This is a genomic window from Xanthomonas sp. DAR33341, from assembly GCF_003992815.1.
GTDB lineage: Bacteria > Pseudomonadota > Gammaproteobacteria > Xanthomonadales > Xanthomonadaceae > Xanthomonas > Xanthomonas cissicola.
Window position 1 is genome coordinate 148030 of the sequence record NZ_QEYV01000030.1, and the last position, 15096, is coordinate 163125.

13 protein-coding genes are annotated in these 15096 nt (G+C 65.1%); 11 read left to right on the forward strand and 2 right to left on the reverse strand.

Annotated features, from left to right (window positions below):
• The first annotated feature begins 3 nt into the window (after positions 1-3).
• From EO156_RS15345 to EO156_RS15370, 6 genes are all read left to right on the forward strand, one after another.
• The gene (locus EO156_RS15345) at positions 4-423 is read left to right on the forward strand and encodes a hypothetical protein (RefSeq protein ID WP_003488546.1); all 420 of its coding nucleotides are present in this window, start codon (positions 4-6) and stop codon (positions 421-423) included.
• Positions 420-1070: a GNAT family N-acetyltransferase gene (locus EO156_RS15350; protein ID WP_026006872.1), complete on the forward strand. Its 651-nt coding sequence runs from the start codon at positions 420-422 to the stop codon at positions 1068-1070. Before EO156_RS15345 ends, EO156_RS15350 begins: the two co-directional genes overlap by 4 nt.
• 124 nt (positions 1071-1194) lie before the next feature.
• Complete coding sequence (locus EO156_RS15355; RefSeq protein WP_016849219.1) at positions 1195-2085, forward strand: carbon-nitrogen hydrolase family protein; 891 nt, start codon at positions 1195-1197, stop codon at positions 2083-2085.
• 19 nt (positions 2086-2104) lie between these two features.
• A complete protein-coding gene (locus tag EO156_RS15360; RefSeq protein ID WP_005912826.1) occupies positions 2105-3196 on the forward strand; it encodes a DUF3616 domain-containing protein in 1092 nt (363 codons plus the stop codon).
• 68 nt (positions 3197-3264) lie between these two features.
• Positions 3265-4668 carry a glutamate--tRNA ligase gene (gene gltX, locus EO156_RS15365; RefSeq protein ID WP_016849218.1) on the forward strand — a complete coding sequence of 468 codons (1404 nt, stop codon included), beginning with the start codon at positions 3265-3267 and terminating at the stop codon, positions 4666-4668.
• 13 nt (positions 4669-4681) lie between these two features.
• Positions 4682-5188: a transcriptional repressor gene (locus EO156_RS15370; RefSeq protein ID WP_005912830.1), complete on the forward strand. Its 507-nt coding sequence runs from the start codon at positions 4682-4684 to the stop codon at positions 5186-5188.
• A 313-nt stretch (positions 5189-5501) separates the two neighbouring features.
• On the opposite strand, the gene EO156_RS15375 is transcribed toward EO156_RS15370, so the two are convergent.
• Complete coding sequence (locus EO156_RS15375; protein WP_016849217.1) at positions 5502-6143, reverse strand: TetR/AcrR family transcriptional regulator; 642 nt, start codon at positions 6141-6143, stop codon at positions 5502-5504.
• Between the two features lie 107 nt (positions 6144-6250).
• Here EO156_RS15375 and EO156_RS15380 point away from each other — a divergent pair, with 107 nt between their 5' ends.
• The 5 genes from EO156_RS15380 (at position 6251) to EO156_RS15400 (ending at position 14020) form a co-directional block, all read left to right on the forward strand.
• Positions 6251-7465, forward strand: coding sequence for an efflux RND transporter periplasmic adaptor subunit (locus EO156_RS15380; protein ID WP_016849216.1), 1215 nt, complete (start codon positions 6251-6253; stop codon positions 7463-7465).
• Positions 7466-7480: 15 nt separating this feature from the next.
• Positions 7481-10624, forward strand: coding sequence for an efflux RND transporter permease subunit (locus tag EO156_RS15385; RefSeq protein ID WP_016849215.1), 3144 nt, complete (start codon positions 7481-7483; stop codon positions 10622-10624).
• 1 nt (position 10625) lies between these two features.
• Positions 10626-12137, forward strand: a complete 1512-nt coding sequence (locus EO156_RS15390; protein WP_016849214.1) for an efflux transporter outer membrane subunit — start codon at positions 10626-10628, stop codon at positions 12135-12137.
• Entirely contained in the window at positions 12130-12804 is a 675-nt protein-coding gene (locus EO156_RS15395; RefSeq protein WP_016849213.1) for a TetR/AcrR family transcriptional regulator, read from the forward strand. The genes EO156_RS15390 and EO156_RS15395 overlap by 8 nt, the downstream gene beginning before the upstream one ends.
• 232 nt (positions 12805-13036) lie before the next feature.
• On the forward strand, positions 13037-14020 hold the full coding sequence (locus EO156_RS15400; RefSeq protein ID WP_005912842.1) for an aldo/keto reductase: 984 nt from the start codon (positions 13037-13039) through the stop codon (positions 14018-14020).
• A 61-nt stretch (positions 14021-14081) separates the two neighbouring features.
• Here EO156_RS15400 and EO156_RS15405 read toward each other — a convergent pair whose 3' ends face one another.
• The gene (locus EO156_RS15405; protein WP_005919295.1) at positions 14082-14981 is read right to left on the reverse strand and encodes a LysR family transcriptional regulator; all 900 of its coding nucleotides are present in this window, start codon (positions 14979-14981) and stop codon (positions 14082-14084) included.
• Positions 14982-15096: the final 115 nt, after the last annotated feature.

A 15096-nucleotide genomic window follows, 5' to 3' on the forward strand; every position in this document is an offset into this window, starting at 1 on the left:
GGCATGCTGGCGCAGGCACACTTGCACAGGCGCGCGCAGCGTTTGCTGCCCGCCGGCATCGACACGGTGGCGCTGCTTCCCGCAGCGCTGCCGCACGCTTGGGAAAGCTCGGCGCTGTCGGCCTTGCCGCTGAACCGCGACAGGCGCGGCGGGGTGGTGGGCCTGCAGCTGCACGCACGCACCGCGCAGCACCTGCGCATCGGCGGGCATGCGTTCTTGCAGGCGGCAGCGCAGCACATCCGCGCCGGCAACCCATGGGCACGCAGCTATGGACCGTGGCAACGGCTGAGCAACGGCAGCTATTGGGCACGCAGCACCGATGCGCTGCTCGGGGTACTGCTGGCCACCGACGAAGCGGCGGTGTGGTTGCTGTGGCAACAGCCGCAGACCCGCGTTTGGAACCACGGTCATTGGCTGCGTTGAAGCATGGCGTTGCAGCCACCTCTTGCTGGCTTACCATGGCCGGCATGACTGGCTCCTCGCTGATGATGGAAACGGTGCGCGGCACGCAGGTGCTGCCGTATCTGGATGCGGTGGCGCAGCTGCGCATCAGCGTGTTCGCCGCCTGGCCGTATCTGTACCAAGGCGATGCCGCATACGAGCGCGACTATCTGGCGGCCTATGCGGCATCGCCGGAGAGCGTCTTCGTGCTGGCGCGTGATGGCGATGCGGTGATCGGTGCATCGACCGGGTTGCCGCTGCTCGATGACAGCGACGCGTTCCACGCACCGTTCCGCGCGGCCGGCATCGATCCGGCCAGCGTGTTCTATTTCGGCGAATCGGTGCTGCTGCCGGCGTATCGCGGGCAAGGTATCGGTCATGCATTCTTCGACCGGCGCGAAGCGCATGCACGCGCGCGGGGCCGCTTTGCATTGACCGCGTTCTGTTCGGTGGAACGGGCGCCCGACGACCCGCGCAAGCCAGCCGATTACCGCCCCAACGATGCGTTCTGGCGCAAACGTGGCTACGCCCCGCAGCTGGGCATGCGGGTGCACCTGCACTGGGCGGAGTTGCAACATGGCGAGATCGACCACAGCTTGTCTGTGTGGACACGTGTGTTGCCGCAGTGAGCGCGGCTAGCGCCCTACGGCGACTGACAGGCGTCGCGAGCAGGCTGCAAGGTCGCTGCACCATGCGTTCGCTTGCCGGTCTGATTGCTTCGCCACCTCGATTCAATCATCCAAAGGCCACCAGATGAAAATTGCCGTTGCCAAATACCCCATCGGCAAGCCTGTCGATTTCGCCGCGTTTGCGGCACGCCAATCGGCCCTGATCGCCGAAGCCGCCGCAGCCGGTGCGCGCGTGGCGGTGCTGCCCGAATATCTGTCGCTGGAGCTGGGCGCAACGTTCGACACGCATATTTCTGCCGGCCTGCCCGAATCGCTGGCAGCCATCCAGGCGCTGCGCGCGCCGTGGCTGGAGCTGTTTGCCGGCTTGGCGCAGGAACATCGGCTGCACCTGATTGCCGGCAGTTTTCTGCTGGATATTGGCCATGGCCATGGCCGTTACCGCAACCGCAGCGACTGGTTCACCCCGGAGGGCCTGCATGGCTGGCAGGACAAGTTGCAGCTCACCGGTTTCGAAAGAGCCACCGGGCTGATCGAGCCGGGCGATGCAGTGAAGGTGTTCGAACTGGACGGCATTCGCGCCGCGATTGCGATCTGTTACGACAGCGAGTTCCCGCTGCCGGTGCGTGCGCAATACGAGGCCGGTGCGCGGTTGTTGATCGTGCCAAGTTGCACCGACACCGCCGCCGGCGCCATGCGCGTGCGTGTCGGCTGCCTGGCGCGCGCGCTGGAAAATCGCGTGTTCGTCGCGCAGTCGGTGACTGCTGGCGAAGCGCCGTGGAGCCCGGCGTTGGACATCAATACCGGCGAGGCGGCGGTGTTTGCGCCGATGGATGTCGGCTTCCCCTCCGACGGCGTGCTGGCGCAGACGCAGGGCCAGACAGTGTGGGCACTGGCCGAGTTGGACTTCGCGGCGTTCGAGGCCAGCCGTGCGCAGGCGCAGGTGGCCAACGACCGCGATTGGCCGGGGCAGTTGGCGCCCGATGTGACGCATGCCAAGCTGGTCGCGTTCGGTTGATCCCTCGTCCCAGGTACCCATGGCCAAGAAAACCCTGATTCCGCATAGCGTCCGGCTTGAATTCGCGCCCGGTGCGCTGGTGCACAGCAATCTGTCCGGCGCCGCCTTCACCGACGATTGGCTGTGGGTGGCCGGCGACGAAGCCTGCGCGGTAGACCGGCTGCGCAAGCTCGACCCCGTACAGCGGGAGGCGCTGCGCTTCGGCCAGGGGCAGAGCTTTGCGTTGGCGAACCTGCTCGATCTGCCGGGAGAAGACGGCGAGGAGGCGGACCTGGAAGGTATGGGCCTGTCGGACGGATTTTTGTGGGTCATCGGTTCGCACGGCAGCAAACGCAAGAACGCCAAGCGCGGCCGCGACGACGCCGAAAACGCCAAACGCCTGACAAAGTTGAAGCTCGATGCCAATCGCCGCCTGTTGGCCTGCCTGCCCATCGACTATGCGCAAGACGGCACCCCGCAGCTGGTACGCGAAGCGGCCGACGGCCGCCGTGCGCTGCGGCTCAAGGGCGACGCCAAGCACAACCAGCTCACCGACCTGCTGGCCGACGACCCGCATTTCGGTCCGTTCCTGAAGATCCCCGGCAAGGACAACGGCTTCGATATCGAAGGCATCGTGGTCGATGGCCAGCGCTTGCTACTGGGGCTGCGCGGGCCGGTGCTGCGTGGCTGGACGGCACTGCTGGAGATCCAGGTGCAAGCCCACGGCGACCACCTGCGCCTGGTCCCGCTGGACGAGGACGGCACCCTGCTGCGCAAGCACTTCCTGCAACTGGGCGGGCTGGGCGTACGCGACCTGCATTATTCCGGCGACGATCTGTACCTGCTGGCCGGGCCGACGATGGTCCTGAACGGCGAAATCCGCCTGTTCAAATGGCCGGATGCGCGCACCGTGCTGGCCGCCAACCGCGCACCGGTGCGCTTTCAGCACGACCTGCTGGAATCGGCAGTGCTGCCGCATGGCAAGGACTGCGACCGCGCCGAGGCCATCTGCAACCTGCCCAGACACCTGGCCGGCAAGATTCCCACCTGGCTGGTGCTGTACGACGCTCCGGGCACGGCACGCAGCGGCGGCGATTGCGTGGTGTACGGCGACTTGCTGCGCAACCGCTGAGCCACGGGCCGGGCAGGGCCACGCTGCGCAAGGTAAAATCGGGCGACTCCCGTTTTGCCGAGCGCTCCATGACCTGCCGCACCCGTTTCGCTCCCAGCCCCACCGGTTACCTGCATATCGGCGGCGCCCGCACCGCCTTGTATTGCTGGCTGGAGGCACGCCACCGCGGCGGCCAGTTCGTGCTGCGCATCGAGGACACCGACCGCGAGCGCAGCACGCAGGAAGCGATCGACGCCATCCTGGAAGCGATGGACTGGCTGGGCCTGGGTTACGACGAAGGCCCGATCTACCAGACCCAGCGCGTTGCCCGCTATCAAGAAGTCGCCGAGCAATTGCTCGCGCAGGGCAAGGCGTATTACGCCTACGAAACCCGCGAGGAACTCGACGCAATGCGCGAGGCCGCCATGGCCAAACAGGAAAAGCCGCGTTACAACGGCGCTGCCCGCGAGCAGAACCTGCCGTATCGCGACGACCCCAATCGCGTGATCCGCTTCAAGAATCCCGTCGGCGGTACGGTGGTGTTCGACGACCTGATCAAGGGACGCATCGAGATCGCCAACAGCGAGCTCGACGACATGGTGATCTTCCGCCCGGACGGGTTTCCCACCTACAACTTTGCGGTGGTGGTGGACGACTGGGACATGGGCATCACCGAGGTCATCCGCGGCGACGACCACATCAACAACACGCCGCGCCAGATCAATATCTATGAAGCGCTGGGTGCACCGGTGCCCAAGTTCGCGCACATGCCGATGATCCTCGACGAGCAGGGCGCCAAGCTGTCCAAGCGCACCGGCGCGGCCGACGTCATGCAGTACAAGGATGCCGGCTATCTGCCGCATGCGCTGATCAATTATCTGGCCCGCCTGGGCTGGTCGCATGGCGACCAGGAGCTGTTCACCCAGCGGGAGTTGCTGGACCTGTTCGACGTCAAGGACGTCAATTCCAAGGCCGCGCGCCTGGACATGGCCAAGCTCGGCTGGGTCAATCAGCATTATCTGAAGACCGACGACCCGGCCAGCATCGCCCCGCAGTTGGAATACCAGCTTGCCAAGCTCGGTGTGGACATCGCCGCCGGCCCGGCCGCCGCCGATGTGGTTGTGGCGTTGCGCGAGCGCGTGCAGACCTTGAAGGAAATGGCCGAAAAAGCCGTGGTCTGGTACCAGCCGCTGGAAACCTATGACGAAGCGGCGGTGATGAAACACCTCAAGCTGGGCGCCGAGGTGCCGCTGGGCAAGGCGCGCGAACTGCTGGCTGCCGTGGATGCGTGGAGCGTGGAGAGCGTCTCGGCTGCGCTGCACGACGCCGCTGCCGCGCTGGAACTGGGCATGGGCAAGGTCGCCCAGCCGCTGCGCGTGGCCATCACCGGCACCCAGGTCAGCCCGGACATTTCGCAAACGGTGTACCTGGCCGGACGCGAGGGTGCCTTGAAACGCATCGATGCGGCACTCATCAAGATTGGAGCGGCCTGACGCCGGAGCCTGTATGACCAAGCACACCCACGCACCAGACCTCGCCTGCACTGCACCGCATCACCACGTCGACGACGCCAACGGCTTCGTGCGCGCGGTGGAGCGTGCCTGCAGCGAACGCGGCCTGCGGCTGACGCCGATCCGCGCGAACGTGCTGCGGCTGATCGCCGACGCCGGCAAACCGGTCAAGGCCTACGAATTGCTGGACTGGGTGCGCGAAGGCAAGGGCGTCGGCGCCGACGCACCGCCTACGGTGTATCGCGCGCTGGATTTCCTGATGGCCAACGGCTTCGTGCACAAGCTCGAATCGGTCAATGCCTTCGTCGCCTGCCACCACCCCAACAGCGCCCAGCACTCTGTGCCGTTCCTGATCTGCGACCGTTGCCACAGCGCGGTGGAACTGGAAGATCGCGACGTCGTGTCGCAACTGGAAGCCCGCGCCAAGGCGCTCGGTTTCCAGCCGCAGGCACAGACGCTGGAAGTGCACGGCCTGTGCGCGAAATGCGCAGTGGCGGAGTAATCGACTGCCAGGTCGTGCGTAGAGCACCACCTGTTTCAAGGCGCTCGTGGCGCAATGCCCGGGTGACAGCATGCGTGGGATGGCAAGGTGTTGACACGCGGTCGCAACACCGTTCAATCGCCGCAGCAGCATTCCTGCGCTGAGCGCGCAGCGCAGCATCGCTGCCTGGTTGCGTCATGCGGTGATGAGGATGCTGCGTTCAAGCCACCGACGCGGCGGGGTAGGGTAGACGCCCGAGTGGACCGCAGGCTTGGCGTCTGTACGCGCGCACTGCGCGTCGTCGCGCAGCAATGCAGTGAAGTCGCAACCGACGTCACGCCGCTTTGCCTGCCTTGCCGCCGTATGCGGCCAGAAACGTCTGCACCGCACGTCGCGTCGCTTCGCGCAGGAACTCGGGCGTGGGGTCCTTGAGTGCGCCAAACAGGCAGGGCATCAAGGTTTCCGATTCCAGCAAGCCAGCGTACTGGTGGGCGGCAAGCAGGGTGTCTTCGCAGTGGAGCAGGCCGCAGTCCACCTGTGCCTGCAGGTATTCGGCGAAGCGTTGTATGCCTTCCTCCTGGCCGGCACTGAAATACAGCGCGCCGACCGCAGATCTGCCGGATACCCCGATGATGGTCTGCCAGCTGGTGATATTGGGCGGGGCGCACAGGAACGTCAGCACATCCTCGCCGAAGCGCTGCAGCGCCTCATCGACCGGGCCGCTGCTTTGCGAAAGCGCATGCAGCAACGGGTCGAAATAGCGGTCCGACATGTCCCTGGCGACGGCCACGAACAGCTCTTCCTTTGACGGAAAATAGCCGTACAGCGTGCGCTTGGAGCCGCCCACGCGGGCGGCGATCTGCGACATCGACGCGCCTTCGAAGCCCAGCTCGAGGAAGACCTCGCTGGCCGCCTGGACGATGGCCTCGCGCTTTTCTTCTGTTCTGACCCGCATCAGGTTCTCCCAATAATTCATAAGTATACCGACTGGGTAGAAATGCTTGACGGCTCTGGATGCGCTTATTAGTATACCAAACCGTACCGTTTAGATTTAATCATCACACCTCCCGTTGGAGACTGCCCGTGCGTCCTCATGCCTCGTTTCGCCTGTCGTTGCTTGCTGTTGCCGTTGCCGCCACCGCCTTGCTCAGCGCCTGCGGCAGCCCGCCGGGAGGCCCGCCGCCACAGGAAGGCACCCCGGAAATGGGCGTGCTGACCGTGAAGCAGCAACCGGTGACGCTCACTACCGAGTTGCCGGGGCGCACCGTCCCATACCTGATCTCCGAAATTCGCCCGCAAGTGGGAGGCATCGTCCAGTCGCGCCAGTTCACCGAAGGCGGCGACGTCAAGGCTGGTCAGACCCTGTACCAGATCGATCCGGCCCAGTACCGCGCCAGCTATGCCAGCGCGCAGGCATCCCTTGCCAAGGCCGAGGCGACCCTGCGCACCGCGCAGCTCAAGGCCGAGCGCTACAAGGAGCTGGCGCAGATCAAAGCGATCAGCCAGCAGGAAGGCGACGACACCGATGCCGCGCTAGGCCAGGCCAAGGCCGACGTGGCAGCCGGCAAGGCGAGCGTGGAGACCGCGCGCATCAACCTGGCGTTTGCGCGGCTTGACGCACCGATCTCCGGACGCATCGGCCGCTCCAGCGTGACCCCGGGTGCGCTGGTGACCGCCAACCAGGCCACCGCGCTGACCACCATCCAGCAGCTGGACCCGATCTACATCGACGTCACCCAGCCCAGCAGTGCGGTGTTGCGCCTCCGGCAGGCGATGGCACGCGGCGATCTGGAACAAGCCGGCGACGGTGCGGCCAAGGTATCGCTGCTGCTGGAAGATGGGAGCACCTACCCGCTGCAGGGGCACCTGGCGTTCTCCGACGTGACAGTCGACCAGAACACCGGCTCGATCACCCTGCGCGCGGTCTTCCCCAATCCGAACGCCGAGCTGTTGCCGGGCATGTACGTGCGCGCGGTGCTGCAGGAAGGCGTCAAGGAGCAGGGCGTGCTGGTGCCGCAGCAGGCGGTGTCGCGCAACGGCGCCGGCAAACCCACCGCCTTTGTCGTCGGCGCCAACCACAAGCTGCAGTTGCGTGCGCTGGAAACCGACCGTGAGGTGGGCGACCAGTGGCTGGTGCGCAGCGGCCTGAAGCCCGGCGAGCAAGTGGTCGTCGAAGGCGCGTCGCGCGCACGCGATGGCATCGTGGTCAAGACCGTGCCGTGGCAGCCCAAGGCCACGCCCGCCGCCGGGAATGCTGCCGGTCCTTCCGCCCCGACCGCACCGCGTGCGGCCAACTAGAGGCGGGATCACGTCATGGCACGTTTCTTTATCGATCGTCCGATCTTCGCCTGGGTGTTGGCCATCATCGTGATGCTGGCCGGCATCCTCTCCATCGCCACCTTGCCGATTGCGCAATACCCCGCCATCGCACCGCCGGCTGTCGCCATCACCGCCAACTACCCGGGCGCCTCGGCGCAGACGCTGGAAGACACCGTCACCCAGGTCATCGAGCAGAAGATGAAGGGGCTGGATCACCTCAGCTACATGGCGTCCACCAGCGAATCCAGCGGGGCGGTGACCATCACCCTGACTTTCGAAAACGGCACCGACCCCGACACCGCGCAGGTGCAGGTGCAGAACAAGTTGTCGCTGGCCACGCCGTTGTTGCCGCAGGAAGTGCAGCAGCAGGGCGTCACGGTGACCAAGTCGGCCACCAACTTCCTCAACGTGCTGGCCTTTACGTCCGAAGACGGCAGCATGAGCGATTCGGACCTGTCCGATTACGTGGCTGCCAACGTGCAGGAAACCATCAGCCGCCTCGAAGGCGTGGGCGACACCACCTTGTTCGGTTCGCAGTACGCGATGCGGGTGTGGATGGACCCCAACAAGTTGAGCAATTTCAGCCTCACGCCCGTGGATGTGCGCAACGCGATCCAGGCACAGAACGCGCAGATTTCCGCCGGCCAGTTGGGCGCATTGCCGGCGCTGGCCAACCAGCAGCTCAACGCCACCATCACTGCCCAGACCCGGCTGAAGACCGCCGAGCAATTCGAGAATATCCTGCTGCGCACGCAGTCCGATGGCTCGCAGGTGCGCTTGCGCGATGTGGCGCGCATCGAGCTGGGCAGCGAAAGCTACAACACGGTGGGCCGTTACAACGGCAAGCCGGCGGCCGGTCTGGCGATCAAGCTGGCGACCGGGGCCAATGCGCTGGATACGGTGCGCGCGATCGATAAAAGCCTGGAAGAGCAGGAAAGGTTCTTCCCGCCCGGCATGAAGGTGCAAAAGCCGTACGACACCACCCCGTTCGTGCGCATCTCCATCGAGCAGGTGGTACACACGCTGGTGGAAGCGGTGGTGCTGGTGTTCCTGGTGATGTACCTGTTCCTGCAGAACTTCCGCGCCACCCTGATCCCGACCATTGCGGTGCCGGTGGTGCTGCTGGGCACCTTCGGTGTGCTTGCGGCGTTCGGCTTCACCATCAATACCTTGACCATGTTCGCGATGGTGCTGGCGATCGGTTTGCTGGTGGACGATGCGATCGTGGTGGTGGAAAACGTCGAACGCGTGATGGGCGAGGAGCAGTTATCGCCCAAGGACGCCACGCGTAAATCGATGGACCAGATTTCCGGTGCATTGATCGGCGTGGCGCTGGTGCTGGCGGCGGTGTTCGTCCCGATGGCGTTTTTCAGCGGCTCCACCGGCGTGATCTACCGGCAGTTCTCGATCACGATTGTCTCGGCCATGACCTTGTCGGTGCTGGTGGCGATGATCCTGACCCCGGCCTTGTGCGCCACCTTGCTCAAGCCGGTCCACAAGGGCCATGGCCTGGCGACCACCGGGTTCTTCGGTTGGTTCAACCGCCTGTTCGATCGCGGCAACACCGGCTACCAGGGCGTGGTGCGGCACATGCTTGGCAAGGGCTGGCGCTACATGCTCGCCTACGCCGCGTTGCTGGCCTTGGTGGTGTTCGGGTTCATGAAATTGCCGGTGGGATTCCTGCCGGACGAAGACCAGGGCACCTTGTTCGTGCTGGTGCAGTTGCCGCCCGGTGCCACCAATGCGCGCACCAGCGATGTGCTCAAGCAGGTGGAGCATCATTTCCTGGTCGATCAGAAGGAGTCTGTTGCCGGTGTCTTCGCCGTGACCGGTTTCAGTTTTGCCGGTAGCGGCCAGAACGTGGGCTTTGCCTTCGTCAAGTTGCGGCCTTGGGACGAGCGCACCGGTAAGGGCCAGAGCGTCACCGACGTGGCGGCCAAGGCCGGGGCATTTTTTTCCGGTATCCGCGATGCCAAGGTGTTTGCGTTCGCACCGCCTGCGGTGTCGGAGTTGGGCAATGCCACCGGCTTCGATCTGATGCTGCAGGACCGCGCCAATCTGGGTCACGCCGCGTTGATGCAGGCGCGTAATCAATTGTTGGCCGAACTGTCCCAGGACAAGCGTCTGGTGGCGGTACGCCCGAATGGGCAGGAAGACACGCCGGAATTCAAGCTGGAAATCGACCCGCATAAGGCACAGGCGATGGGCGTGTCGATCTCCGACATCAACGACACCTTCTCCAGCGCGTGGGGCAGCACCTACGTCAACGACTTCATCGACAAGGGCCGGGTCAAGAAGGTGATGCTGCAGGCCGATGCGCCATACCGCATGAACCCACAGGACATCGACCATTGGTTCGTGCGCAACAGCGCCGGCGCCATGGTGCCATTCAACGCCTTCGCCACGGCAAGCTGGCAATCCGGTTCGCCGCGCCTGGAGCGTTACAACAGCGTGCCGTCGATGGAGATCCTGGGCATGGCGTTGCCGGGTGCGGCCTCCAGCGGCGAGGCGATGCAGATCGTCGAAGCCGCAGCCGCCAAGCTGCCCCCGGGCATCGGCTTCGAGTGGACCGGATTGTCGCGGCAGGAAAAAGCCTCGTCCGGCCAGACCGGGCTGTTGTACAGCGTCTCGATCCTGATCGTGTTCCTGTGCCTGGCCGCGTTGTACGAAAGCTGGGCGATTCCGTTCTCGGTGATTCTGGTGGTGCCGCTGGGCGTGTTCGGCACGTTGCTGGCAGCCATGCTGACCTGGAAAATGAACGACGTGTACTTCCAGGTGGGCTTGCTCACCACCATTGGCCTGGCATCGAAGAACGCGATCTTGATCGTGGAGTTCGCAAGGGAGTTGCACGAAGGCGGCAAGAGCCTGGTGGCTGCAGCACTGGAAGCGGCGCGCATGCGTTTGCGACCGATCCTGATGACCTCGTTGGCCTTCATCCTCGGCGTGGTGCCGCTGGTGTTGACCAGTGGCGCCGGCGCCGGCGCGCAGCACGCGCTGGGCACGGCCGTGATCGGCGGCATGGTCTCCGGCACGGTGCTGGCGATCTTCTTCGTGCCGCTGTTCTTCGTGCTGGTGTGTGGCCTGTTCCAGCGCCGTCCACAGCCTGCTTCGCCCGCACCGCAACCGACAGGACACTGACATGACCACGATTCGCACGACACTCTGCGCGCTTGGCGTGGCCAGCGTGCTTTCCGGTTGCACGCTGATGCCGCGCTACACGCGGCCCGACGCACCGGTGCCAGCGCAATTTGCCGGCACCGACGTGTCGGTAGCCCCTCCGGCTGCCGCTGCCACTGCCGATACCGGCAACAACGCCGACACGGCCTATATTGCCGATATCGGCTGGCGCCAGGTCTTCACCGACCCGACGCTGCAGCAGGTGATTGCGCTGGCACTGGACAATAACCGCGACCTGCGCGTGGCCGCGCTCAATATCGAGGTGGCACGCGCGCAATATCGGGTGGACCGCGCCGCGTTGCTGCCCGCGATCGATGGCACCGGTACCGCCAACAATGCGCGCACGCCGTCGGAGCTGGCCATTCCCGGCCAGCCGCAGGTGTTCCGCACCTACAGCGCCAACATCGGCATCAGTGCCTATGAGCTGGACCTGTTCGGGCGCGTGCGCAGCCTGAAGGAACAGGCATTGCAGCAATTCCTGTCCACCGCCGAGGCGCGCCGCAGTACGCATATCAGTCTGGTGGCAGAAGTGGCCACCGCCTATCTGACCTTGGCGGCCGACCAGCAGTTGCTGCAGCTGGCGCAATCCACCCTGACTAGTCAGAGCGACAGTTATCGCCTGCAGCAGCGCAGCTTCGAACTGGGCGTGGCCTCGCAACTGACCTTGCGTCAGGCGCAGACCACGGTGGAAACCGCACGCGTGGACGTGGAGCGCTACACCGCCCAAGTGGCGCAGGATCGCAACGCCCTGGTGCTGCTGGTCGGCACGTCGGTACCGGTGGAATTGCTGCCGCATGCACTGCCCGACAACGCCAGCGTGGAAGGCAATGTGTTGGCCAGCGTGCCGGCCGGCTTGCCGTCGCAGTTGCTGCAACGTCGCCCCGACATTCTGGAAGCCGAGCGCAACTTGCGTGCAGCCAACGCCAATATCGGGGCGGCGCGGGCGGCGTTCTTCCCCAGCATCAGCCTGACCGCATCGACCGGTTCGTCCAGCAGTAGCCTGTCCAGGTTGTTCGATGCCGGCACGCGTGCCTGGAGCTTCGTGCCCACGCTGACCTTGCCGATCTTCAATGCCGGGCGCAATCGCGCCAATCTGGACATGGCCAAGGCCAACCGCGATATCGAAGTGGCGCGCTACGAAAAGTCGATCCAAAGCGCGTTCCGCGAGGTCTCCGACGCGTTGGCGCAGCGCGACACGCTGGGCAGGCAACTACAGGCCCAGCAAGCGCTGGTGGATGCCACTGCCGATAGCTACCGGCTGTCGCAGGCGCGTTTCGAACGGGGCATCGACAGCTATCTGCAGGCGCTGGATGCGCAGCGTTCGCTGTACAGCGCGCAGCAGACCTTGATCAACACCCAGCTGTCGCGCTTCACCAACCTGGTGACGTTCTACAAGGCCATGGGCGGTGGCTGGCTGCAAACCGCCGCGCCCACTGCCGTCGCGAGCCCAGCAGCGGAGCCGCCGCGTGGATGATGACGCGCCGCCCATTGCACGTGCGCCACACGACAAGCGTGGCGCCATCCTGGCGGCGGCACGCGTGCTGTTTCAACAGCACGGCTTCGACAGGACCAGCATGGACACCATCGCCGAGCGTGCGATGGTATCCAAGGCCACGGTGTATGCGCATTTCGCGTCCAAGGAGGTGCTGTTCCGCACCACCCTGGAAGCGCTGGCGCAGGCCTCGCCCAATCGCTGGACGGCCCTGCTGGCGCTGCAGGGGCCGTTGGAGCAACGTCTGGCTGCGGTGGCCGATGCAGTGCTGCGCGTGTCTGCCAGCAGCATGCGGGAGGATGCCGCGTATGGCCTGGTACGCCCGCCACTGCTGCCTAGCCAGATGCGCGAGGAAATGTGGACGCTGTGCTTCGAGCGCTACGACACCATGATGCGCACGTTGTTGGCGCGCGAGGTGCAACGCGGGGCATTGGTGATCGACAACGTGCCCGATGCATCGGTGCATTTCTTTGGGTTGATGACCGGGCGGCCGGCTACCGCTGCCGCGCGCGGCGATGCGCCAGAGGCGCAATCGGTGCAGCTGGATGCGTATGTAAGCGGCGCGGTGGCATTGTTCCTGCGGGCGTATCGTCCCGCATCTGCACTGGTTGAGGCGGATCGCAAGCGTGAGGTGCCCAGCGGGTTCTAGTTGCGGCAGCAGGGCGGCGCGCTGGATGGCTGGCGTCGGTAGGGCGCCGTCGTCGTCTCGTGCGCAGATCCTACGGTCAGCCTGCGCTTTGATGAGGGTCGCTCATAAGGCTTAGCGTCGCCCGCTGTGCAATGCGCCTGCGGCACCGGACTATCGTGGCGCATCGGTGCTGCAGCGGTGTTGTTGTCTGCGGCGGACTCATTCGATGCGGCCGTTGCCGCGGGAGCAAACGATGCAAACACGACAGTTGGGAAACAGCGGATTACGTGTGTCTGCGCTGGGGCTGGGCTGCATGGGCCTGAGTTATGGCTACGGGCCGGCGACTGCGCACAAGCAGGCCGTCGCCTTGCTGCATGCGGCAGTGGAGCGCGGCGTCACCTTCTTCGATACGGCCGAGGCTTACGGGCCCTTCGCCAACGAGACGTTGCTGGGTGAAGCGCTGTCGGCGCAGCGCGAGACGCTGGTGATTGCGACCAAGTTCGGCTTCAAGGAGGGGCAAGCCGACGCCGGGCTGGACAGCCGTCCCGAACGCATCCGTGCGGTGGCCGAGGCCAGCCTGACGCGTCTGAAGACCGACCGTATCGACCTGTTCTATCAACATCGCGTGGACCCGGCGGTGCCGATCGAAGAAGTGGCGAGCACGGTCAAGGACTTGATCGCCGAAGGCAAAGTGATGCATTTCGGCTTGTCCGAAGCGTCCGCCGATACCATCCGGCGCGCACACGCGGTGCAGCCGGTGACCGCAGTGCAGAGCGAGTACTCGCTATGGTGGCGCGAGCCGGAAACCAGTGTGCTGCCAACGCTGGAAGAACTCGGGATCGGCTTTGTGCCATTCAGTCCGCTCGGCAAGGGATTTTTGACCGGTGCCATCCGGGCCGACACGCAATTTTCCGCCGACGATTTCCGCAATCAGGTGCCGCGGTTCGCTGCCGAGGCGCGGCAGGCCAATCAGGCGCTGGTCGAACGCATCCAGGCCATTGCAGCCGACAAGGCCGCCACGCCGGCGCAGGTGGCGTTGGCGTGGTTGCTGTCGCGCAAACCATGGATCGTGCCGATTCCCGGCACCACCAAGCTGCATCGCCTCGACGAAAATCTGCGCGGTGCTGCATTGACCTTGAGTAGCGAGGAGCTTGCGCGTATCCAGCAGGCGCTGGATGCGGTGGCGATTGTCGGTGCGCGTTACAGCCCGGAGCGGCAGAAACTGGTCGGCAAATAACGTCAGCGGTCATGCCTGCCGCACGCGTCATCGCGCCCGGGCAGGCTCTGTACGAGCGTGGTCAACGCACCAGATCGTGCCGCAATGCATCGATCACGACCTTGAGCGCGCTGGAGGATTGGCGGCGGCTGGGGTAGTAGGCGTAATAGCCTGCAAACGGCTCGCACCAGTCTTCCAGCACGCGGCGCAGCCGGCCGGCGGCCACGTGCTCCAGCACCATGGTCTCCGGCAGAAACGCGAGGCCGCCGCCTGCCAGTGCGGCGCGCAGGATGGCGCTGCTGCCGTTGAAGGTCCATTGCCCGTCCACGCGCACTTTCACCTCGCGCCCGTCCTTGTCGAAATCCCACGGCAGCAAACCGCCGTGGGTGGGCAGGCGTAAACCGATGCAGTTGTGCTGCGCCAGATCGGCTGGTACTGCCGGGATGGTGTGGTGCACGAAATACCCCGGCACTGCCACCACAGCCATGCGCTGCATCGGGCTGATCGGTACCGCGATCATGTCCTTGGCGACCTGATCGCCGAGCCGGATGCCGATGTCGTAGCGTTCGGCAACGATGTCGGCCAAGCCGTAGTCGACGGTCAGTTCGACCTTGAGGTCCGGGTAGTCTGGCAGCACCTTCGACAATGCCGGCCAGATGTAGGCATCGGCGGCATGGCCGGCGGTGGTGATGCGGATGGTGCCGGCCGGCTTGTCGCGGAAGTCGGTGAGCGCGGACAACTGCGCGTCGATCTCTTCCAGGCGCGGTGCCACGGTTTCGAACAGGCGTGCCCCGGCTTCGGTCATCGCCACGCTGCGCGTGGTGCGGGTCAACAGGCGAATGCCCAGCCGCGTCTCCAGTGCGCGCACGGTGTGGCTGAGTGCCGACTGCGAGAGGCCCAATTGCGCGGCGGCACGGGTGAAGCTGCCTTCGCGCGCTACCGTGACGAACACCTGCAGGTCATTGAGATTTTCCCGTGCCATTGCCACCAATGCCCGCGTCAGGCATGCCATTCATGCGGCTGCATCATGCGCGAGTGTGCGTGATGGCTTCAATGCAGCAGCAGGCACTCCGCGGCGCTGCGGGATTGATGCGCCG

What these genes read in the sequence shown, in the direction of transcription:
- EO156_RS15345 (WP_003488546.1), top strand. Translation starts at nt 4, where the DNA reads ATGCTGGCGCAGGCACACTTGCACAGGCGCGCGCAGCGTTTGCTGCCC.
- EO156_RS15405 (WP_005919295.1), bottom strand. Translation starts at nt 14,981, where the DNA reads ATGGCACGGGAAAATCTCAATGACCTGCAGGTGTTCGTCACGGTAGCG.
- EO156_RS15375 (WP_016849217.1), bottom strand. Translation starts at nt 6,143, where the DNA reads ATGAATTATTGGGAGAACCTGATGCGGGTCAGAACAGAAGAAAAGCGC.
- EO156_RS15390 (WP_016849214.1), top strand. Translation starts at nt 10,626, where the DNA reads ATGACCACGATTCGCACGACACTCTGCGCGCTTGGCGTGGCCAGCGTG.
- EO156_RS15360 (WP_005912826.1), top strand. Translation starts at nt 2,105, where the DNA reads ATGGCCAAGAAAACCCTGATTCCGCATAGCGTCCGGCTTGAATTCGCG.
- EO156_RS15370 (WP_005912830.1), top strand. Translation starts at nt 4,682, where the DNA reads ATGACCAAGCACACCCACGCACCAGACCTCGCCTGCACTGCACCGCAT.
- gltX (WP_016849218.1), top strand. Translation starts at nt 3,265, where the DNA reads ATGACCTGCCGCACCCGTTTCGCTCCCAGCCCCACCGGTTACCTGCAT.
- EO156_RS15385 (WP_016849215.1), top strand. Translation starts at nt 7,481, where the DNA reads ATGGCACGTTTCTTTATCGATCGTCCGATCTTCGCCTGGGTGTTGGCC.
- EO156_RS15355 (WP_016849219.1), top strand. Translation starts at nt 1,195, where the DNA reads ATGAAAATTGCCGTTGCCAAATACCCCATCGGCAAGCCTGTCGATTTC.
- EO156_RS15400 (WP_005912842.1), top strand. Translation starts at nt 13,037, where the DNA reads ATGCAAACACGACAGTTGGGAAACAGCGGATTACGTGTGTCTGCGCTG.